The organism is Vogesella indigofera, from assembly GCF_028548395.1.
GTDB lineage: Bacteria > Pseudomonadota > Gammaproteobacteria > Burkholderiales > Chromobacteriaceae > Vogesella > Vogesella indigofera_A.
The window spans coordinates 826,271-846,370 of the sequence record NZ_JAQQLA010000004.1 but is presented as its reverse complement, the minus strand read 5'-3'; the positions used below and the strand labels follow the sequence as shown (position 1 = coordinate 846,370).

Genomic DNA, 20,100 nt, shown 5'->3' with positions numbered 1-20,100 from the left:
GTGTTATGCGCGGATGACGTTCTTGGTCTTGGCGACGACATTTTCCACGGTAAAACCGAATTCCTTGAACAGCACGCCAGCCGGCGCCGATTCGCCGAAGTGGTCGATACCGATCACTTCGCCTTCCAGGCCGACATACTTGCGCCAGCCGTCGGTGACGCCGGCTTCGATGGCGATGCGCGGCACGCCGGCCGGCAGTACGCTGGCCTGGTAGGCCTTGTCCTGCTTGTCGAAGGCGTTGGTGCACGGCATCGACACCACGCGCACGGCGATGCCGTCGGCGGCCAGCGCTTCCTGTGCCTTCAGTGCCAGTTCCACTTCCGAACCGGTGGCGATCAGCACCGCCTTGGCATCGGCCGCATCGCGCAGCACGTAGCCGCCCTTCTTCACGCCGGCGATCTGTGTCGCATCACGGCTGACGAACGGCAGGTTCTGGCGGCTGAAGATCAGGCACGACGGGTGGTCCTTGGCGGCCAGCGCGTCGGCCCACGCCACCATGGATTCCACGGTGTCGCACGGACGCCATACCGCCATGTTCGGGATCAGGCGTAGGGTGGCGATCTGTTCCACCGGCTGGTGGGTCGGACCGTCTTCGCCGAGACCGATGGAATCGTGGGTGAACACGAACACCGGGTTGATCTTCATCAGCGCCGCCATGCGCAGCGCGTTGCGTGCGTATTCGCTGAACATCAGGAAGGTGGCGCCGAACGGCTTCACGCCGCCGTGCAGGGCCAGACCGTTCATGATCGCGGCCATGCCGAATTCGCGCACGCCGTAGTGGATGTAGTTGCCGCCGGCTTCCGGGGTCACCGCGACCGAACCCGGCCAGTTGGTGAGGTTGGACGGCGTCAGGTCGGCGGAGCCGCCGATCAGTTCCGGCAGTACTTCGGCCAGCGCGGCGATGGCGTTCTGCGACGCCTTGCGGGTGGCGATGGTCTCGCCCTTGTCGTTGGCGGCGGCGATCTTGGCGGCGACGTGCGCGTCCCAGCCGGCCGGCAGCTCACCGGCCATGCGGCGGGTGTACTCGGCGGCCAGTTCCGGATGCGCGGCGGCGTAGTCGGCGAACAGCTGGTTCCAGCCGGCTTCCAGCTCGCTACCCTTGGCGCGGTAGTTCCACGCGTCGTAGATGTCCTGCGGGATCACGAACGGCTCGTACGCCCACTTCAGGTTGGCGCGCGCGGCGGCGATTTCGGCACTGCCCAGCGGGGCGCCGTGCACGTCGTGGCCGCCCTGCTTGTTCGGCGCACCCTTGCCGATCACGGTCTTGCAGCAGATCAGCGTTGGCCGCGCGGTTTCCTTCTTCGCGGTGGCGATGGCGATCTGCAGCTCTTCGGCGTCGTGACCGTCAACGTGGCGGATCACCTGCCAGCCGTAGGCTTCGAAACGCGCCGGGGTGTCGTCGGTGAACCAGCCTTCGACGTCGCCGTCGATGGAGATGCCGTTGTCGTCGTAGAACGCGATCAGCTTGCCCAGGCCCCAGGTGCCGGCCAGCGCGCAGGCTTCGTGGCTGATGCCTTCCATCATGCAGCCGTCACCGAGGAAGCTGTAGGTGTGATGGTCGACAATCGGGAAGCCGTCGCGGTTGAATTCGGCGGCGAGGATCTTCTCGGCCAGCGCCATGCCTACTGCATTGGTGATGCCCTGGCCCAGCGGGCCGGTGGTGGTTTCCACGCCCGGTGCGTAGCCGTACTCCGGGTGACCCGGGGTCTTGCTGTGCAGCTGGCGGAAATTCTTGAGATCGTCGATCGAAAGGTCGTAGCCCGAGAGATGCAGCAGGCTGTAGAGGAGCATGGAGCCGTGCCCGTTGGAGAGCACGAAGCGGTCGCGGTTGGACCAGTCTGGATTGACAGGGCTATGCTTCAGGTGATCGCGCCACAGTACTTCGGCGATATCCGCCATGCCCATCGGGGCGCCGGGGTGACCGGATTTGGCCTTTTCCACGGCGTCCATCGACAGGAAGCGCACGGCATTGGCAAGCTCGGTTCGGGAGACCATTCGGGAAGAACCTCAATTTGTAGGGAACCGGAACAACAGTGACGCCATCGCTTTTGCCGACGGGGTAACCGTTGCGAAATCATGGAATTATCGCTGAATTCGGGCTTTTCAGGCAACCTTGGCCGCAGGCTGCGATACGGCAAAGGACGTGATTTTCGGCAGGAAGGTGGTGCCAGCAGGTATAACCATGCCAATGGTGAGTCATTTGTCGGGGCTTATGCCGCCACTGTGCACAGGCGGGGGGCCATCACATCAACAACAGGGGAGTTGTCAGCCGTGGAGTCCGTATCCATTCCGGTGCCGCACAAGGTGCCGTTTCGCCAGGGTGCCACCTGGGTCCAGCATGCGTTTTTCCTGGTGCGCGAACAGCCGCTGACCTGGCTGCTGTTTGCCGCGATGTACGGCATGATCCAGCTCACCGTGGCGGCGCTGCCGGTGGTCGGCCAGTTCCTGAGCATGGTGCTGGTGCCGGTGTTCGCCGGCGGCTTCGTGCTGGCGGCGGCCAAGGCGATGCGCGGCGAGCAGCTGCGCCCGCTGGACCTGTTCCTGATGCTGAAGCCGCACTGGCAGCGGCTGGTGATGCTGGGTATCGCCTACTTCGGCCTGCTGGTGCTGTTGCTGATGATGATGGCGGTGCTGCTGTTGCTGCTGTTCGGCGACACGCTGCAGACCGGGCAGGCGTTCGAGCGCTCGCCGGTGCTGATGCTGCTGATGACGCTGCTGCTGGGCGGCAGCCTGTTCGTCGCGTCGCTGAGCTACTGGTTCGCGCCGGCGGAAATCGTGCTGCGCGACGGCGAACCGCTGCCGGCGATGCGCTACAGCGCGCGCGCCGGCATGGCGAACTGGGGCGCGATGCTGTACTGCGGCCTGATCCTGGCGGTGTTGTTCGGGCTGGCGCTACTGCCGTTCGGCCTCGGCCTGCTGCTGTGGCTGCCGGTGATGTTCGTCACCGTGTTCATGGCCTGGCACGATGTCTGCGGCGACGGCATGCCGCGCCACCGCTAGGCGGTTGCGGCCAACCTTGCGCCGGCGGCCGCGTCAGGCGCAGGCGTTGTGGCGGCGCATGTCCAGGTGCAGGATACCGCCGTCGTCGTAGGGCTCGGACAGCACCACGAAGCCGAGGCCCTCGTAGAAGCGCTGCAGCGAGGCCTGCGCCGACAGCATGATGGCGCGCCCCGGATACAGCTGTTCGCAGTGGTGGATCGCCTGCTGCACCAGCTGCCGCCCCAGCCCGCCGCCACGGCGATAGGGCGCGATCACCACCCGGCCGATGGCCACCGCGTCCGGATACTTGACGCCCGGCGCCAGCAGCCGGGCGTAGGCCACCAGCTGCTCGCTGCCGTCGCGGCCGCTGAGATGCCAGCAGCGCTGGTCGAGACCGTCCAGGTCGCCGTAGATCGACTGCTGCTCCACCACGAAGACCTGATCGCGCAGCTGCAGTACCTCGTACAGCTGCTGCACGCTGAAATCGCCAAAACCGTGGCAGTGCCACTTCACTTGACTTGCCATAGTACAATTTGCCCCATTGCCAGTTTTGTGACCCACACCATAGCACGATGTGCTGACTGCACGCCGTACGGACCCTTATGAATCACGACGATCTGTTTGCCGGCACGCTGCCCGACGCCAGCGTGCCCCCTGCCCCGCCCGCGCCGCCGGCGGCCGATCTGGTCGACGACGACGGCCAGCTGGCGCTCGACCTGTACGCCGAGCGCGCCTATCTCGAATACGCGATGAGCGTGGTCAAGGGCCGCGCGCTGCCGGAGGTGGCCGACGGCCAGAAGCCGGTGCAGCGCCGCATCCTGTACGCGATGCGCGACATGGGTCTGGTGCACGGCGCCAAGCCGGTGAAGTCCGCCCGCGTGGTCGGCGAAATCCTCGGTAAATACCATCCGCACGGCGACAGCTCCGCCTACGAGGCGCTGGTGCGCATGGCGCAGGACTTCACCCTGCGCTACCCGCTGATCGACGGCCAGGGCAACTTCGGCTCGCGCGACGGAGACGGCGCCGCGGCGATGCGTTACACCGAGGCGCGGCTGACGCCGATCGCCGAGCTGCTGCTGGGCGAGATCGACATGGGCACCGTGGACTTCGTGCCCAACTACGACGGCGCCTTCGAGGAGCCGGCGCTGCTGCCGGCGCGCCTGCCGATGATGCTGCTCAACGGCGCCTCCGGCATCGCGGTGGGCATGGCCACCGAGATCCCGCCGCACAACCTGAAGGAAGTCGCCTCCGCCGCGCTGGCGCTGCTGGCCGATCCGGATATGAGCACCGCCGAGCTGATGCAGCACGTGCCGGGGCCGGACTTCCCCGGCGGCGGCCAGATCATCACCGCCCACGACGACATCCTGGCCGCCTACGAGGTTGGCCGCGGCAGCGTGCGCGTGCGCGCCAAGTGGGAAGTGGAAAAACTGGCGCGCGGCCAGTGGCGCATCATCGTCAGCCAGCTGCCGCCCGGCTCCAGCGCACAGAAGGTGCTGGCCGAGATCGAGGAGGCCACCAACCCGAAGCTGAAATCCGGCAAGAAGGCGCTGACCCAGGAACAGCAGAACCTGAAGAGCCTGATGCTGTCGCTGCTCGACCGCGTGCGCGACGAGTCCGACAGCGAACAGCCGGTGCGGCTGGTGTTCGAGCCGAAGTCCAGCCGCCAGGACCCGGACGAGTTCATCAACATCCTGCTGGCGCAGACCAGCCTGGAAGGCAACGCCTCGATGAACCTGGTGATGATCGGCCTCGACGGCCGCCCGGCGCAGAAGGGGCTGAAAGCCATCCTCGCCGAGTGGCTGTCCTTCCGCCAGCACACCATCACCCGCCGCCTCAACTACCGTCTCGGCCAGGTCGACAAGCGCATCCACATCCTGGAAGGGCGCATGATCGCCTTCATCCACATCGATGAAGTGATCCGCGTGATCCGCGAATCGGACGAGCCGAAGCCGGACCTGATCAAGGCCTTCGGTCTGTCCGAGGCACAGGCCGAGGACATCCTCGAGATCCGCCTGCGCCAGCTGGCGCGGCTGGAAGGCTTCAAGCTGGAGAAGGAGCTGGCCGACCTGCGCAAGGAGCGCGACAACCTGCGCCACCTGCTGTCCAGCGAGGCGGCGCTGCGCGGGCTGATGGCCGAGGAAATCCGCAGCGATGCGGTGAAGTACGGCGACGTGCGCCGCAGCGAGATCAAGGTCGCCGAGCGCGCGGTGCTGACGCAGACCACCGCCGACGAGCCGGTGACGGTGATCCTGTCGCAGAAGGGCTGGATCCGCGCCCGCGTCGGCCACAACGTCGACCTGTCGGCGCTGACCTTCAAGGACGGCGACGGCCTGCACACCGTGGTGGAGACGCGCACGGTGTGGTCGCTGATCGTGCTCGACAGCCGCGGCCGCGCCTACACCATCGACCCGGCCGACGTGCCGACCGGGCGCGGCGACGGCGTGCCGGTGGCCAGCCTGGTCGAGCTGCAGGACGGGGCCAAGCCGGCGCAGCTGTTGTCCGCGCCGGACGCCACCCGCTACGTGGTGGCCGGCAGCGGCGGCTACGGCTTCATCGCCAAGCTCGGCGACATGAGCGGCCGCGTCAAGGCCGGCAAGGCCTTCCTGACGCTGGACGCCGGCGAGACGGTGCTCTCGCCGGTGCGCATTGCGGCCAACCTTGACGGCCTGCGCTTGGTGGCCGCCAGCGACGGCGGCCGTGCGCTGGCGTTCCCGGCCGGCGAGCTGAAGGAGCTGGCCAAGGGCCGCGGTCTGATGCTGATGTCGCTGGCGACGGACGAGGCACTGACCGCCATCGGGCTGGTGGCCGGTGACAAGGCGTTGCTGGCGACGCTGTCGGTGCGCGGCAAGAGCGCGGACGAGAAGCTGGCGCTGGCTGAGTTCGATGGCAAGCGCGGCGCCAAGGGCAAGCTGCTGCCGAAGAAATGGACGGTCGGCGCCATCCGCCAGCCGGACTGAACGCGATGACGCCGCCGCCCGCCGCGCTGTTGTCGACCCGCAAGGCGCTGCGCTTTTTCAACCTGTTCCGCATCGCGCTGGTGGTCGTGCTGCTGCTGATGACGCAGTGGGTGCTGCCGGCGCAGGTGCTGGATCACGGCGCGCTGTGGCTGTGGGCGCTGGCCTACGGCGCGCTGGTGGTGGCCGGCGCGGTGGTCGGCCGTCTGGCGCTGCCGCTGTCGTGGCTGCTGACGGCGACGTTGGCCGCCGACATCGTGCTGATCAGCAGTTTCACCCATCTCTACGGCGGCGTGAAAAGCGGCTTCGGCATGCTGCTGCTGCCCTTCCTGGCGGTAGCCGGCATGCTGGTCAGCGGCCGGCTGGCGCTGTTCTACGCCGCGCTGGCCACCTTCAGCCTGTTTGCCAGCGTGGCGCTGAACGCCTGGCACGACGGGCTGGACAGCAACCAGCTGCTGCAGGCGGCGCTGCTGGCGATCGCCGGCTTCGTCACCAGCGCCACCACCTGGCTGCTGTCGCGCAAGGCGCGGCAGTCGGAGCTGCTGGCGGCGCTGCGCGGCAGCCAGCTGGCCAGCCTCAACCGCGTCAACGCGCTGGCGCTGCAGGCGCTGCGCGAGGCGGTGCTGGTGCTGGACGCACAGGGTGTGCTGCGCCAGTTCAACGCCACCGCCAGCCGCCTGCTCGGCGAACTGCAGCGCGACCGGCTGCAGCCGGTGCTGCAGCCGCTGATCCGGCGCTGGCACCTGCAGGGCATGCCGCTGCAGGAACAGGAGATCGACCTGGTGCTGCGCGGCCAGCAGCTGATCGGGCGCATGGTGCCGCTGGCGGAAGACGACAGCCTGCTGCTGGTGGTGTTCCTGCAGCCGGCGGAACAGCTGGCCGCAGAGGCGCAGCAGCTGAAGCTGGCGGCGCTGGGACGGCTGACCGCCAATATCGCGCACGAGATCCGCAACCCGCTGGCGGCGATCAGCCACGCCGCCGAGCTGCTCGGCGAGGAGGCGGTGGCACCGGTCACGCAGCGGCTGAGCAGCATGGTGCGCGACAACTGCGCGCGCATCGAGCGGCTGGTGGCCGAGGTGCTGCAGCTTAACCGCCGCGACCGCGTGCACGGCGAGGTGTTCCTGCTGCGCCCGTTTGTCGACGAACTGATCGCCAGCTTCCTGCTGGCGCACCCGGAATACCACGGCCGCCTCGGCTGGCAGGTGGAGGCGACGGTGGCGGTGCGCTTCGACCGCAGCCACCTGCAGCGCATCCTCACCAACCTGCTGGCCAATGCCTGCCGCCACGGCAGCGCACAGCCGGGCGCGGTGCAGCTGGTGGCCACCGCGCAGCGGCTGACGGTGCTGGACGACGGCCCCGGGCTGGATGCCACCGCGCAGGGCCGCCTGTTCGAACCCTTCTTCACCACCGAAAGCAGCGGCACCGGCCTCGGCCTGTACATCGCGCGCGAGCTGGCGCAGGCCAACGGCGCGCAGCTGTCCTACCAGCCGCCCGGCGGCTGTTTTCAACTGACCTTTCCGGAAAGCCATGACCCCGACCTCCTCCTGCGTACTGATCGTTGACGACGAGCCGGACCTGCGCGAGCTGCTGCAGCTGACCCTGCTCAAGATGGGGCTGCAGGTGCTGGCCGCGGCCAACGTTGCCGACGCCTGCCGCCTGCTGGCGCGCGAGCGCTGCGACCTGGTGCTCACCGACATGCGGCTGCCGGACGGCGAAGGGCTGCAGGTGGTGCAGTACATCCAGCAACAGCAGCTGGACATCCCGGTGGCGGTGATCACCGCCTACGGCAGCACCGAGAACGCGGTGGCGGCGATGAAGGCCGGCGCCTTCGACTACCTGGCCAAGCCGCTGAGCCTGGCCGCGCTGCGCGCGCTGGTGAAGTCGGCGCTGCAGGTGCGCGAGCCGGCACCGGTCGCCGGCGGCGAGTCGCGCCTCCTGGGCGGCGCGGCGGCGATCCGCGACGTGCGCGCGATGATAGACAAGCTGGCGCGCACGCAGGCGGCGGTGCACATCAGCGGCGAGTCCGGCACCGGCAAGGAACAGGCGGCGCGGCAAATCCACGAGCAGAGCGCGCGCGCAAGCCAGGCTTTCGTCGCGGTGAACTGCGGCGCGATTCCGGAGACGCTGATGGAGAGCGAGTTCTTCGGCTACCGCAAGGGCGCCTTCACCGGCGCCGACGCCGACCGCGACGGCTTCTTCCAGCTCGCCCACGGCGGCACGCTGTTCCTGGACGAGGTCGCCGACCTGCCGCTGGCGATGCAGGTCAAGCTGCTGCGCGCGATCCAGGAAAAGAAGGTGCGCCGGCTGGGCGCGGCGCAGGAGGAGGCGGTCGACGTGCGCCTGGTCAGCGCCACCCACCGCGACCTGGTGCAGCTGGTGGAGCAGGGCCGCTTCCGTCAGGACCTGTACTACCGCCTCAACGTGATCGGGCTGGCGATGCCGCCGCTGCGCGAGCTGCGCGACGACCTGCCGCAGTTCGTCGCCCGCCTGCTGCAGCGCTTCAGCGCCGGCAGCGAACAGCCGCAGCTGGACGAGGCCGCGTTGCAGGCGCTGCTGGCCTACCACTACCCCGGCAACTTCCGCGAGCTGGAGAATATCCTGGAGCGGGCGGTGGCGCTGGCCAGCGACGGCTGCATTTGCGCCGGCGACCTGCAACTGGGCGCCAGCGGCGCAGAGGCGGCCGCGCCCGGCGCGCAGCCGCAGGACGGTGGCGAGACGCTGCAGGACTACCTCGACCGCGTCGAGCGCGCCGCCATCGACAAGGCGCTGCAGGCCAGCGACGGCAACCGCACCCAGGCGGCGCGGCTGCTCGGCGTCAGCTTCCGCTCGCTGCGCTACCGGCTGGAGCGGCTGGGCATGAAGTGAGTGCCGGTACCGCAGCGTTGCGGCCAACCTTGGCCGCATGAAAAAGGCGTTACCGCAGCGGTAACGCCTTTTTTGCTGCCTTTTTGCTGTTGTGCGTGGCGGTCTACACGCGGAAGCGTGCCACCGACTGCCGCAACTGCTGCGCCATCGCCGTCATCTCGCAGGCGGCCAGCGAGGCGTCGTGCGCCTTCTGGTGGTTCTGGTCGGCCTGCTGCGCCACCCGCTCCACGTTGTGGGCGATGTCGAAGCTGGCGGTGCTCTGCTCGCGCAGCGCGTCGGAGATACCGGCTACCGCCAGCTCCACCTGCTTTGCGCCGTCGCGGATGCTCTGCAGGCTGGCGCCGGCCTCGCCGGCCGATTTCACCCCCGCCTCCACCTGCACCACGCCGCTGCTCATGCTGTCCACCGCCTCGCGCGCCTCGCTCTGGATGCGGCCAACGGTGGCGCTGATTTCCAGCGTCGACTGCGTGGTGCGCTCTGCCAGCTTGCGCACCTCGTCGGCGACCACGGCAAAGCCGCGCCCCATCTCGCCGGCGCGCGCCGCCTCGATCGCCGCGTTCAGCGCCAGCAGGTTGGTCTGCTCTGCGATGTCGCGGATCACCGTCACCACGCGGCTGATCTGCTCCGAACGCTCGCCCAGCTGGGTGACGGTGGCGGCGGTGCTGCCCGACGCCGCCGCGATCTCGCGCATGGTGTCCACCGTGCGGCTGACGATGGCCTCGCCGCTGCGCGACACCTCGTCCGACTGCACCGCCAGCTCGCGCGCGCTGCCTGCGTGCTGGTTGACCTGCTGGATGCTCTGCGTCATTTCCTCGACGCAGGCGGCCATCGCCGACACCGCCGCGCTCTGCTCGCGCGAGCTGCCGGAGACGTCGTCGGACAGCGCCGCCAGGTTGTGCGCGTTGTGCGCCAGGCTGTCCACGCTCTGGTTCACCTCGCTGATCAGCTGGCGCAGCGCCTGGCACATGTGGTTGCTGGCGGCCAGCACCTCGCCGATCTCGTCGCGGCGCTGATTGTCGATGCTCACCGTCAGGTCACCGGAGGCGACGCGGCGCGAGATGTCCACCAGCTGCGCCAGCGGGCGGCTGACCCAGTAGCGCATGGAAAAGTACACCAGTACCACCAGCAGCAGCGTCACCAGCAGCGTGCCGAGCAGCATCTTCAGCTGCATCTCGTGCGGCTCGCGTACCAGTTCGTCCTGGTAGGCGCCGGTGGCCACCAGCCAGCCCCAGCGCTCATAGGTGAGGAAGGTGGCCAGCTTGCGGCGCGGCTCGCTGGCGCCCGGGTCCAGCCACAGGTAGCTGCTCTGCCCGTTTTTCTGCGCCAGCATGGTCTTGATGAAGGGATTGCCGTCGGCGTCGGTCTTGTCCAGCAGGTTCTTGCCGGCGGCCGACGGGTGGATCAGCAGCTCGCCGGGGCGCTGTCTGGCGTCCACCACGTACACGTAGCCGCTGTCGCCGATCTTCAGCGACAGGATCTTCTGTTTCAGCGCCTGCAACCCGTCGCTGTAGTCGATGCCGGCGAACATGGCGCCGACCACCGTGCCGTTGCCATCCTTCAGCGGCAGGTAGTGGGTCATGTAGTCGCGGCCGAACAGGTTGGCGGTGCCGGTATACGGCTGGCCGCCGCGCAGCAGCGGGTAGGCGGGATGGTCGTGGTCGAGGCGGGTGGCGACGGCGCGGGTGCCGTCTTCCTTCTTCAGCGACGAGGCGATGCGCACGAAGTCGTCGCCCTCGCGCACGAACAGCGTTGCCACGCCGCGGGTGGCGGTGCTGAAGCGGTCGACCAGCGCGTCGTTGCTGTTGAGCAGCAGCTCGCCGCCGTACAGCGCCGGGGTGCTGATGCCGCTGACGCTGACCGGGGCGCTGCTGTCGCTGCGCAGCGGCTGCGGCAGGCTGGCCGCCAGCTGCGCCGCGCTGTTGCGGGCATTGTTTTCCAGCACGCTGGCGTAGGCGTCAATGGTGTCCACCACCTGCTGGTTGGTCTGGCTCATGGCGGCGACCGAGCGCTGCTCCATGCGGTTGCCCAGCCAGCTGCTGATGACGATCCCGGCGACGCCGAGAACCACGAAAAGGGCGATGCTCAGCAACAGGCTGAGCTTTTGGGCCAGAGACAATCCGGCGAGTTGCAGACGGGGCATGGCGACATCCGGTGATGGTGGGTGGTTGTTGTCATAAAAATGCCTTGTTATGGCAACAATGGGCCGGATGCTAGCCGTGGTGTGACGATGGCATGTTGATTTCGGTCAACTGCGACTGCTTATCCTTTTGATTGGAAAGATTTTTCTCAAACGGGCGGCAGGCCGCGCATCAGGCTGCGCTTTCGCCGACTATCGTGGCACAAGCTGCCAACAGCCCGGCAAAGGCGTCCACCGCGGCATGGCGTTGCTGGCGACGGCGGATCAGCACGGTGTCGGCGATGGCGATATCGTCCGGCAGCGCGTGGCAGGTCACGCTGTCACCGGCCGGCATGCAGGCCAGCAGCGCCTGCGGCACCAGCGCCAGTCCCATGCCGCTGGCGGCGCAGCTGATCATCGCGTGGTAGGAATCCAGCTCCACGATACGGTCCACCGCGCAGCCGCTATGGCGCAGCCACAGCTCCAGTCGCTGGCGGTAGGCGCAGCCGCTGTCGAAGGCCAGCAGCGTGTGCGGCCGGTCTTCCAGCAGCGGCGGCCGCCCGCGCGCGCCGATCAGCAGCAGCGTTTCGCGGCAGAACGGCTGGCTTTCCAGCCGCGCGTCTGCCACCGGGCCGCACACCAGCGCGCAATCGAGCGTGCCGGCCAGCACTTCGGCAATCAGCCGCGCGGTGGCGCCGGTGCGCAGTTCCAGCTGCACCGCCGGATAGCGCTGGTGGAAGTCGGCCAGCAGCGGCGGCAGGCGCACCGCGGCGGTGTTTTCCATCGCCCCCAGCCGCAGCTGGCCCTGCGGCGCGTTGCTGATCACCGCGTCGCGGGCCTCCTGCGCCAGCCCCAGCAGCTGGCCGGCGTAATCCTGCAGGATGCGCGCCGCCGGCGTCGGCTGCAGCCGCTTGCCCTCGCGCTGGAACAGGCTGACGCCGAGGTCGTCTTCCAGCTGGCGGATGCGGGTGGTGATGTTGGACTGCACGCGGTTGAGGCGGCGCGCGGCGGCGGTGATGCCGCCTTCCTGCAGCACCGCCTGGAAAATGGCGAGGTCGCCGAGATCCATGATCGTTCTCTCCGGGAGATGATTTTTATCATATTAATTCATTTTTCAGGATGAGCACGCTGCGGCATAGTGGACGCCTGATTGTCGTTGCCGAAAGCCTGCCATGCCCGCTGCTGTCCCGCGTCGCGGTTACTTCTACATCCTGGCCTGCGTGCTGCTTTGGAGCAGCTTCATGCTGATCGCCCGCCTCGGCGGCAAGACGCCGCTGACGCCGTACGACGTGCTGGCGCTGCGGCTGGCCACCGCCAGCGCGGTGCTGTGCTGGCTGCCCAAGCCGCCGGCCGCCGCCTGGCGCGATGCGGCCATGTGGGGGCTGGCGCTGATCGGCTGTGTCGCCTTTTGCCTGCTGTGCTACGGTGCGGTGCGCTGGGTGCCGGCGGCGCACCTGGCGCTGCTGGTAGCCGGCCTGCAGCCGTTCCTGCTCGCCCTGCTGCTGCTGTTGTGGCGGCAAGGTTGGCCGCAACGCGCGACGTGGCCGGGCTACGCGCTGATGGCGCTGGGCCTGCTGCTGCTGGCGTGGCCGCTGTTTGCTGGCCAGGCGGCGCCGGGGCAGTGGCTGGGCGACGGCATGCTGCTGCTGGCCGGCGTGCTGTGGGCGCTGTACGCGCTACTGGCCAAGCGGAGGCCGTATGATGCGTGGCAGATGACCAGTTTCGTCACGCTGGCGTCGGCGCTGCTGTACTTGCCGGTCTACCTGCTGTGGCTGCCCAAGGGGCTGGCGCAGACGCCGTGGCCGGTGATCGCCGGCCAGGCGCTGTTTCACGGCATCAGCCCGGCGATCGTCGCCATGCTGTGCTACCTGCGCGCGGTGGCGCTGCTGGGGCCGTCGCGGGTGGCGGCCTTGATGGCGCTGATCCCGGTGGTGGCCGGGGTGGCGGCGGTGCCGCTGTTGCACGAACCGCTGACGCCGGCGCTGGCCGGTGCGTTGTTGAGTGTGTCGCTGGGCGCCTGGTGGGTGGCGCGCCCGGTCTCTGTTGAACGTGGTCGCGGCTTGCGGCCCACCCTTACCGAGGAGAAACCATGCCGTACGTGAATATCAAGATTACCCGCGAGGGCGCGACGCCGGAGCAGAAGGCGGAACTGATCGCTGGCGTCACCGGCCTGCTGCGCGACGTGCTGGGCAAGAACCCGGCCACCACCGTGGTGGTGATCGACGAGGTCGACACCGACAACTGGGGCATAGGCGGCGAGAGCGTCACCGTGCGCCGCGCGCGCGGCAGCTGAACGCCGGCGAAATGACACTGCGGCCAACCTTGTCCAAGGTTGGCCGCAGTGTTTTTGCTGCCGGTCTGCGTGTCTGGCGCGGGCGGCTTACGCCTTGCCGCTGGCCGCGTCGTCCGGCCGTTCGCGCAGCGCCAGCCCCTTCAGCAGGTAGCGCAGGAACTGGTCGCCGCAGGGGCGGAAGTGCTTGTGGTCGGCCTTGCGGAACAGCGCGCTGATCTCGCTGCTGGACACCTTGAAGTCGCTGCGCGCCATCAGCGCCTCGATGTCTTCCTGTTTCAGGTCGAAGGCGATGCGCAGCTTCTTCAGGATCTCGTTGTTGTTGAGGCGCAAGAGCGGCGCCGGTGCCGGCGCGCCGTCGCGGCGGCCGCGGCGTTCGATGATCAGGCCGTCGAGAAAGGCGCCGAGCAGCTCGTCGCTGCACTGGCGGAAGGCCGGATCGTCGTCCTTCTTCAGCAGCGGCGCGAAGTCGTCGTCGGCCAGCGGCTCGACGTGGCGCAGGATCGCCAGCATGCGGTTGTCGGGGCAATCGATGATGAAGCGCACGCTGCGCAGGATGTCGTTATTGATCATGGCTGTCTTCAGGGTTGGCCGCAGGCGGCCAACGTCGGGTTAGGGGGCGAGGCGCTGGCGCAGCCAGCTGCCGTCGGCTTGCAGGGTGTACAGCACGCGGTCGTGCAGGCGGCTGGGACGGCCCTGCCAGAATTCGACGCGGTCGGGCACCACCGCGTAACCGCCCCAGTGCGGCGGGCGCGGCACCGACAGCGGGTGCTTGAGGCCGAAGCCGGCGGCGCGGCTGACCAGCACCGTCTTGCTGTCGATCACGCTGCTCTGCTCGCTGGCCCAGGCGCCGATGCGGCTGGTGTACGGGCGGCTGGCGAAGTAGGCGTCGGACACCTCGTCCGCCACCCGCGCTACGCGGCCCTCGATGCGCACCTGCCGTTCCAGCTCCGGCCAGAAGAAGGTAATCGCGATATAAGGATTGCCGTCCAGCTGGCGGCCCTTGCGGCTGAGGTAATTGGTATAGAACACCAGTTGTCCGTGTTCCACCCCTTTCAGCAGCACGATGCGCGCCGACGGCCGGCCGTGTTCGTCGACACTGGCGACGTGCATCGCGGTCGGCTCGTTGACTTCGGCGGCGATGGCCTCGTGCAGCCACTGCTCGAACTGGGCAACGGCGTCCGGCAGGCAGTCGTCGGGTGAGAGTTCGTGTCGGCTGTATTCCAAGCGGATATCGGCGAGATTGAGCGCCATGACTGGCTCCTGAATGAATGACGGCGGTGGCCGCAAGGCGGCAAGCTTGGCCGCCATGATACCGCAGGCGGTCGCCACGATGGGCGCAGCCGGCTAGGGCAGCTGCCGCTGTGGCAGTTCGGCGGCGAGGAAATCGACCAGCATGCGCACCTTGGGCGACAGCTGGCGGTTGTGCGGGTACAGCGCCCAGATGCCCTCGTCCGGCTCCTGGTAGGCGCCCAGCAGTGCCACCAGCGCGCCGCTTTGCAGATGGCGCGCCACGTAGTAGTCCGGCAGCTGCACGATGCCGACCTGCTGCAGCGCGGCGTGCACCAGCGCGTGGCCGCTGTTGCAGCGCAGGCTGCCGCGCACGCGCAGCAGGCGGCGCTTGCCCTGTTCCTGCACGTGCCACACCTCGTTGCTGCCGAGCAGGCAGTTGTGCTGCTCCAGCTCCGACAGGCTGTTGGGGATGCCGTGGCGCGCCAGGTAGCCGGGCGCGGCGCAGATGAACTGCCGCCGCGACGCCAGCCGCCGTGCCATCAGCGACGAGTCGGCGAGGTGGCCGATGCGGATCGCCAGGTCGTAGCCGTCGTGCACCAGGTCCAGCAGCTGGTTGCTGAGGTTGAGGTTGATCTCCAGCGCCGGGTACTGCTGGCCGAAGGCGGTGATCAGCGGCGCGATGTGGCTCTCGCCGTAGGCCAGCGGCGCGGTCAGCTTCAGCGTGCCCTGCGGCACCGCCAGATGCTGCGACACCGCGCGCTCGGCGTCGGCCAGCGAATCCAGCAGCTGGCGGCAGTGCTGCAGGTACAGCTGGCCGGTCTCGGTCAGCGTCACGTGGCGGGTGGTGCGATACAAGAGCTGCGCGCCCAGCCGCGTCTCCAGCCGCGTCACCTGGCGGCTGACCTGCGCCACCGACAGCGACAGCGCCAGCGCGGCGCGGGTAAAGCTGCCCTGCTCGGCCACGCTGACGAACTCGCACACCCCTTCCCATGCCAGCATTGTTGCTCCCTGTAAAAAATCATTTACCGATAGTGGCGATTATCGGCGAAAAAAGCGGTAATACAATGCCGCTTTAGTCTGTCGCACTGTCAGCAAGGAGCACGTCGTGAGCGAAATCATCAAATGCAAGGCCGCGGTGGCCTGGGCCGCCGGCCAGCCACTGTCCATCGAAGACATCGAAGTGATGCCGCCGCAAGCCGGCGAGGTGCGCGTGCGCATCGTCGCCAGCGGCGTGTGCCACACCGACGCCTTCACCCTGTCCGGCGAAGATCCGGAAGGCATCTTCCCCTGCATCCTCGGCCACGAGGGCGGCGGCATCGTGGAGTCGGTCGGCGCCGGCGTCACCAGCGTCGCCGTCGGCGACCACGTGATCCCGCTGTACACGCCGGAGTGCGGCGAGTGCAAGTTCTGCAAGTCGGGCAAGACCAATTTGTGCCAGAAGATCCGCGCCACCCAGGGCCGTGGCCTGATGCCGGACGGCACCACCCGTTTCCGCAGCAAAGACGGCCAGCCGATCTACCACTACATGGGTACCTCCACCTTCTCCGAGTACACCGTGCTGCCGGAGATCTCGCTGGCCAAGGTGAACCCGGCGGCGCCGCTGGAAGAAGTGTGCCTGCTCGGCTGCGGCGTCACCACCGGCATGGGCGCGGTGGTGAATACGGCCAAGGTCAAGGCCGGTGACAGCGTCGCCATCTTCGGCCTCGGCGGCATCGGCCTGTCGGCCATCATCGGCGCGCGCATGGCCGGCGCCGGCCGCATCATCGGCATCGACATCAACGAGGGCAAGTTCGAGCTGGCGAAGAAGCTGGGCGCCACCGACGTGATCAACCCGAAAAGCTTCGACAAGCCTATTCAGGACGTGATCGTGGAAATGACCGACGGCGGCGTCGATTTCTCCTTCGAGTGCATCGGCAACGTCAATGTGATGCGTTCGGCGCTGGAGTGCTGCCACAAGGGCTGGGGCGAGTCGGTGATCATCGGCGTCGCCGGTGCCGGCCAGGAAATCAGCACCCGCCCGTTCCAGCTGGTCACCGGCCGCGTGTGGCGCGGCTCGGCCTTCGGTGGCGTACGCGGCCGTTCCGAGCTGCCGGACTACGTCGAGCGCTACCTGAACGGCGAATTCCGCCTCGACGACTTCATCACCCACACCATGCCGCTGCAGGACATCAACACCGCGTTCGAGCTGATGCACGAGGGCAAGAGCATCCGTTCGGTGATCCACTACGACAAGTAAACCATAGTCGGCTGCGGCCAACGTTGGCCGCAGCCGCCACCGGGAGAGACACGACAGATGAACCTGGAAATGATCGCCAGCAACAAGAGCTTCGGCGGCTGGCACAAGCAGTACCGCCACGATTCGGCGGTGCTGGGCTGCCGCATGCGCTTTGCCGTCTACCTGCCGCCGCAGGCCGCCAGCGGCCAGCCGGTGCCGGTGCTGTACTGGCTGTCGGGGCTGACCTGCACCGACGAGAACTTCATGCACAAGGCCGGCGCGCTGCGCGTCGCCGCCGAGCTGGGCATTGCCATCGTGGCGCCGGATACCAGCCCGCGTGGTGACGACGTCGCCGACGACGCCGGCTACGACCTCGGCCAGGGCGCTGGCTTCTATGTCAACGCCAGCGAGGCGCCATGGATGCGCCACTACCGCATGTACGACTACGTGAGCCAGGAGCTGCCGGCGCTGATCGCCGCCCACTTCCCGGTCAGCGGCCGTCGCGCCATCGCCGGCCACTCCATGGGTGGTCACGGTGCCTTGATCTGCGCGCTGAAACGGCCGCAGGACTACGTGTCGGTGTCGGCGCTCAGCCCGATCGCCAACCCGGTCAACGCGCCGTGGGGGCAGAAGGCGTTCAGCGCCTACCTCGGTGCCGACCGCGCCGCGTGGCAGGAATGGGACGCCAGCGTGCTGATGGCCGCCGCCAATGCCGACGCGCGGCTGCCGTGCCGGGTCGATATCGGCCTCGCCGACGGCTTCCTCGCCGAACAGCTGCAGCCGGAAGCGCTGGAACGCGCCGCCGCCGCCAGCGGCTACCCGCTGCAGCTGCACCGCCACGACGGCTACGACCACAGCTACTACTTCATCGCCAGCTTCATCGAGGCGCAGCTGCGCTTCCACGCCGGCCACCTGTTCGCCTGATGCAGGTCAAGCCGCCGCCGGCCACGGCTGGCCGTCGCGCGGCCGGCGCCCTCGCCGCGGCGGTTTTGGGCTAGAATAGCCCGTTTCCCACTGCGGCTTTTCCTTGCACTCATGCACCTGGTTGCCTTTGGACTGAACCACCACACCGCCCCGCTGGCGATACGCGAACGGCTGGCCTTCCCTGCAGAAACCCTGCCGGGCGCCTTGGCGCAGCTGGTGGATTCGCAGGCCGCGCGCGAGGCGACCATCGTCTCCACCTGTAACCGCACCGAGCTGTACTGCGCCACGCAGCAGCCGGACGCGGCACTGGCGTGGCTGGCCAACTACCACGGCCTGAGCCTGGACGAAGTGCGTCCCTACCTGTACCAGCTCGACGCCGCCGAAGCGGCGCGCCACGCCTTCCGCGTCGCCTCCGGGCTGGATTCCATGGTGCTGGGCGAAACGCAGATCCTGGGCCAGATCAAGGACGCGGTGCGCACCGCCGAACGTGCCGGCACCCTCGGCAGCCTGCTCAACGGCCTGTTCCAGAAAACCTTTGCCGTGGCCAAGGACGTGCGCAGCCAGACCGCGGTCGGCGCCAGCTCGGTGTCGATGGCCGCCGCCGGCGTGCGCCTCACCGAGCAGATCTTCGCCTCGGTCGGCGAGCTGAACGTGCTGTTCATCGGCGCCGGCGAGATGATCGAACTGGTCGCCACCCACTACGCCGCGCGCAACCCGGCCTGTATCACCGTCGCCAACCGCACGCTGGAGCGTGGCCAGGCACTGGCGGCGCAATTCGGCGGCAACGCCATCACCCTCGCCGAGCTGCCCGATCACCTGCACCACTACGACGTGGTGGTCAGCTCCACCGCCAGCCAGCTGCCCATCATCGGCAAGGGCATGGTCGAGCGCGCCATCAAGGCGCGCCGCCACCGCCCGATCTTCATGCTCGACCTGGCGGTGCCGCGCGACATCGAGGCCGAGGTCGGCGAGCTGTCCGACGTCTACCTCTACACCGTCGACGACATCGCCGGCATCGTCGAAGTCGGCCAGCAGGCGCGCAGCCAGGCGGCGGAAGAAGCCGAAACCATCATCGCCCACCGCGTCGGCGAATTCACCGACTGGCTCAAGCGCCGCGAAAGCGTGCCGCTGATCCGTGCGCTGCGCGACGAAGCCGAACGCACCCGCCGCAACGCGCTGGAGGCCGCCATGAAACAGCTGGCCAAAGGTGCACCGCCGGAAAAAGTGCTGGAAGTCCTGTCGGTACAACTGACCAACAAACTGATGCATCCGCCGACGCAGGCGCTGTCTTCCGGCAGCGGCGCGGCGCACGACGCACAGGTGGCGCTGATCGCCAGCCTGTATCGTTTGCACCCGGAGTCGTAATGAAACCCTCGATTGCCGCGAAACTGGCCCAGCTCGATGACCGGCTGGAAGAAGTCACGCAACTGCTGATGTCCGAACAGGCCACCGCCAATATGGACACCTTCCGCAAGCTCACCCGCGAACACGCCGAATTGACCCCGGTGGTCGAGGCGTTCAACGCCTACCGCCAGTGCGAAGCCGACATCGCCACCGCCAGCGAACTGCTGGACGACCCGGACATGAAGGAATTCGCGCAGGAAGAAATTGGCGACGCCAAAAACCGGCTCGCCGCGCTGGATGTCGAGCTACAGAAACTGCTGCTGCCGAAAGACCCCAACGACGACAAGAACATCTTTCTTGAAATCCGCGCCGGCACCGGCGGCGACGAGGCGGCGCTGTTCGCCGCCGACCTCTTGCGCATGTACACCCGCTTTGCCGAACGCAACCGCTGGCAGGCCGAGATCGTCTCCGCCAGCGAATCCGACCTCGGCGGCTACAAGGAAGTCATCGTGCGCCTGGTCGGCCAGGGCGCCTATTCCAAGCTGAAATTCGAATCCGGCGGCCACCGCGTGCAGCGCGTGCCGGCCACCGAGACCCAGGGCCGCATCCACACCTCCGCCTGCACCGTGGCGGTGATGGCCGAAGCCGACGAGATCGCCGAAGTGGTGCTCAACCCCGCCGACCTGCGCATCGACACCTATCGTGCCAGCGGCGCCGGCGGCCAGCACATCAACAAGACCGATTCCGCGGTGCGCATCACCCACCTGCCCACCGGCATCGTCGCCGAATGCCAGGACGGCCGCTCGCAGCACGCCAACAAGGCCAGCGCGATGCAGGTACTGGCGGCGCGCATCTACGACATCCAGCTGCGCGAGAAGAACCAGAAGGAAGCCGCCGAGCGCAAGAGCCTGATCGGCTCCGGCGACCGCTCCGAGCGCATTCGCACCTACAACTACCCGCAGGGCCGCATCACCGACCACCGCATCAACCTCACCTTGTACAAGCTGGATCAGGCGATGGACGGCGACCTGTACGAGCTGACCGACGCGCTGGTGGCCGAGCGCCAGGCGGAGCTGCTGGCGCAGCTGTCGGAGGGCAGTTGAGGGATTGAGCTGGCGGCCGAGGTTGGCCGCAAGCGGTAACAGAAAAGGGCAAGCCGTCACGGTTTGCCCTTTTGTCA

The 20,100-nt window shown here is 68.0% G+C and carries 17 protein-coding genes; 10 read left to right on the top strand and 7 right to left on the bottom strand.

What is annotated here, in order from left to right; translation table 11 throughout:
• Window positions 1-3 precede the first annotated feature (3 nt).
• On the bottom strand, window positions 4-1,995 hold the full coding sequence (gene tkt, locus PQU89_RS09735; RefSeq protein WP_272765642.1) for a transketolase: 1,992 nt from the start codon (window positions 1,993-1,995) through the stop codon (window positions 4-6).
• 276 nt (window positions 1,996-2,271) lie between these two features.
• On the opposite strand from tkt, the gene PQU89_RS09730 reads away from it, so the two are divergent.
• Window positions 2,272-3,000, top strand: coding sequence for a BPSS1780 family membrane protein (locus tag PQU89_RS09730; protein WP_272765641.1), 729 nt, complete (start codon window positions 2,272-2,274; stop codon window positions 2,998-3,000).
• Between the two features lie 33 nt (window positions 3,001-3,033).
• Here PQU89_RS09730 and PQU89_RS09725 read toward each other — a convergent pair whose 3' ends face one another.
• Window positions 3,034-3,492, bottom strand: coding sequence for a GNAT family N-acetyltransferase (locus tag PQU89_RS09725; RefSeq protein ID WP_272765640.1), 459 nt, complete (start codon window positions 3,490-3,492; stop codon window positions 3,034-3,036).
• An 89-nt stretch (window positions 3,493-3,581) separates the two neighbouring features.
• Here PQU89_RS09725 and parC point away from each other — a divergent pair, with 89 nt between their 5' ends.
• Genes parC through PQU89_RS09710 form a run of 3 tightly spaced genes read left to right on the top strand, consistent with a single transcriptional unit; the run spans window position 3,582 to window position 8,798 of the window.
• Window positions 3,582-5,936 carry a DNA topoisomerase IV subunit A gene (gene parC, locus PQU89_RS09720; protein WP_272765639.1) on the top strand — a complete coding sequence of 785 codons (2,355 nt, stop codon included), beginning with the start codon at window positions 3,582-3,584 and terminating at the stop codon, window positions 5,934-5,936.
• A gap of 5 nt (window positions 5,937-5,941) precedes the next feature.
• Entirely contained in the window at window positions 5,942-7,495 is a 1,554-nt protein-coding gene (locus PQU89_RS09715; RefSeq protein ID WP_272765638.1) for a sensor histidine kinase, read from the top strand.
• The gene (locus PQU89_RS09710; RefSeq protein ID WP_272765637.1) at window positions 7,461-8,798 is read left to right on the top strand and encodes a sigma-54-dependent transcriptional regulator; all 1,338 of its coding nucleotides are present in this window, start codon (window positions 7,461-7,463) and stop codon (window positions 8,796-8,798) included. Before PQU89_RS09715 ends, PQU89_RS09710 begins: the two co-directional genes overlap by 35 nt.
• A gap of 103 nt (window positions 8,799-8,901) precedes the next feature.
• Here PQU89_RS09710 and PQU89_RS09705 read toward each other — a convergent pair whose 3' ends face one another.
• Window positions 8,902-10,938 (bottom strand): methyl-accepting chemotaxis protein, encoded by a 2,037-nt coding sequence (locus PQU89_RS09705; RefSeq protein WP_272765636.1) that lies wholly within the window; start codon window positions 10,936-10,938, stop codon window positions 8,902-8,904.
• A 169-nt stretch (window positions 10,939-11,107) separates the two neighbouring features.
• Window positions 11,108-11,983, bottom strand: coding sequence for a LysR family transcriptional regulator (locus PQU89_RS09700; protein ID WP_272765635.1), 876 nt, complete (start codon window positions 11,981-11,983; stop codon window positions 11,108-11,110).
• Between the two features lie 103 nt (window positions 11,984-12,086).
• Here PQU89_RS09700 and PQU89_RS09695 point away from each other — a divergent pair, with 103 nt between their 5' ends.
• Both PQU89_RS09695 and PQU89_RS09690 read left to right on the top strand, forming a co-directional pair.
• Window positions 12,087-13,016 (top strand): DMT family transporter, encoded by a 930-nt coding sequence (locus PQU89_RS09695; RefSeq protein WP_272765634.1) that lies wholly within the window; start codon window positions 12,087-12,089, stop codon window positions 13,014-13,016.
• Window positions 13,004-13,207, top strand: a complete 204-nt coding sequence (locus PQU89_RS09690; protein ID WP_047967743.1) for a 2-hydroxymuconate tautomerase family protein — start codon at window positions 13,004-13,006, stop codon at window positions 13,205-13,207. Before PQU89_RS09695 ends, PQU89_RS09690 begins: the two co-directional genes overlap by 13 nt.
• 87 nt (window positions 13,208-13,294) lie before the next feature.
• On the opposite strand, the gene PQU89_RS09685 is transcribed toward PQU89_RS09690, so the two are convergent.
• From PQU89_RS09685 to PQU89_RS09675, 3 genes are all read right to left on the bottom strand, one after another.
• Complete coding sequence (locus PQU89_RS09685; protein WP_120810358.1) at window positions 13,295-13,777, bottom strand: YehS family protein; 483 nt, start codon at window positions 13,775-13,777, stop codon at window positions 13,295-13,297.
• A 39-nt stretch (window positions 13,778-13,816) separates the two neighbouring features.
• Complete coding sequence (gene pdxH / locus PQU89_RS09680; RefSeq protein WP_272765633.1) at window positions 13,817-14,458, bottom strand: pyridoxamine 5'-phosphate oxidase; 642 nt, start codon at window positions 14,456-14,458, stop codon at window positions 13,817-13,819.
• A gap of 93 nt (window positions 14,459-14,551) precedes the next feature.
• On the bottom strand, window positions 14,552-15,436 hold the full coding sequence (locus tag PQU89_RS09675) for a LysR substrate-binding domain-containing protein (protein WP_272765632.1): 885 nt from the start codon (window positions 15,434-15,436) through the stop codon (window positions 14,552-14,554).
• 106 nt (window positions 15,437-15,542) lie between these two features.
• Between PQU89_RS09675 and PQU89_RS09670 the strand changes: the two genes are divergently transcribed.
• The 4 genes from PQU89_RS09670 to prfA all read left to right on the top strand — a co-directional run bounded on the left by PQU89_RS09670 (window position 15,543) and on the right by prfA (window position 20,023).
• Entirely contained in the window at window positions 15,543-16,673 is a 1,131-nt protein-coding gene (locus tag PQU89_RS09670) for an S-(hydroxymethyl)glutathione dehydrogenase/class III alcohol dehydrogenase (protein WP_441372968.1), read from the top strand.
• 63 nt (window positions 16,674-16,736) lie between these two features.
• On the top strand, window positions 16,737-17,576 hold the full coding sequence (gene fghA, locus PQU89_RS09665) for an S-formylglutathione hydrolase (RefSeq protein WP_272765791.1): 840 nt from the start codon (window positions 16,737-16,739) through the stop codon (window positions 17,574-17,576).
• A gap of 111 nt (window positions 17,577-17,687) precedes the next feature.
• Window positions 17,688-18,941 (top strand): glutamyl-tRNA reductase, encoded by a 1,254-nt coding sequence (gene hemA / locus PQU89_RS09660; RefSeq protein ID WP_272765631.1) that lies wholly within the window; start codon window positions 17,688-17,690, stop codon window positions 18,939-18,941.
• The gene (gene prfA, locus PQU89_RS09655) at window positions 18,941-20,023 is read left to right on the top strand and encodes a peptide chain release factor 1 (protein WP_047967750.1); all 1,083 of its coding nucleotides are present in this window, start codon (window positions 18,941-18,943) and stop codon (window positions 20,021-20,023) included. The genes hemA and prfA overlap by 1 nt, the downstream gene beginning before the upstream one ends.
• The last annotated feature ends 77 nt before the right edge of the window (window positions 20,024-20,100 follow it).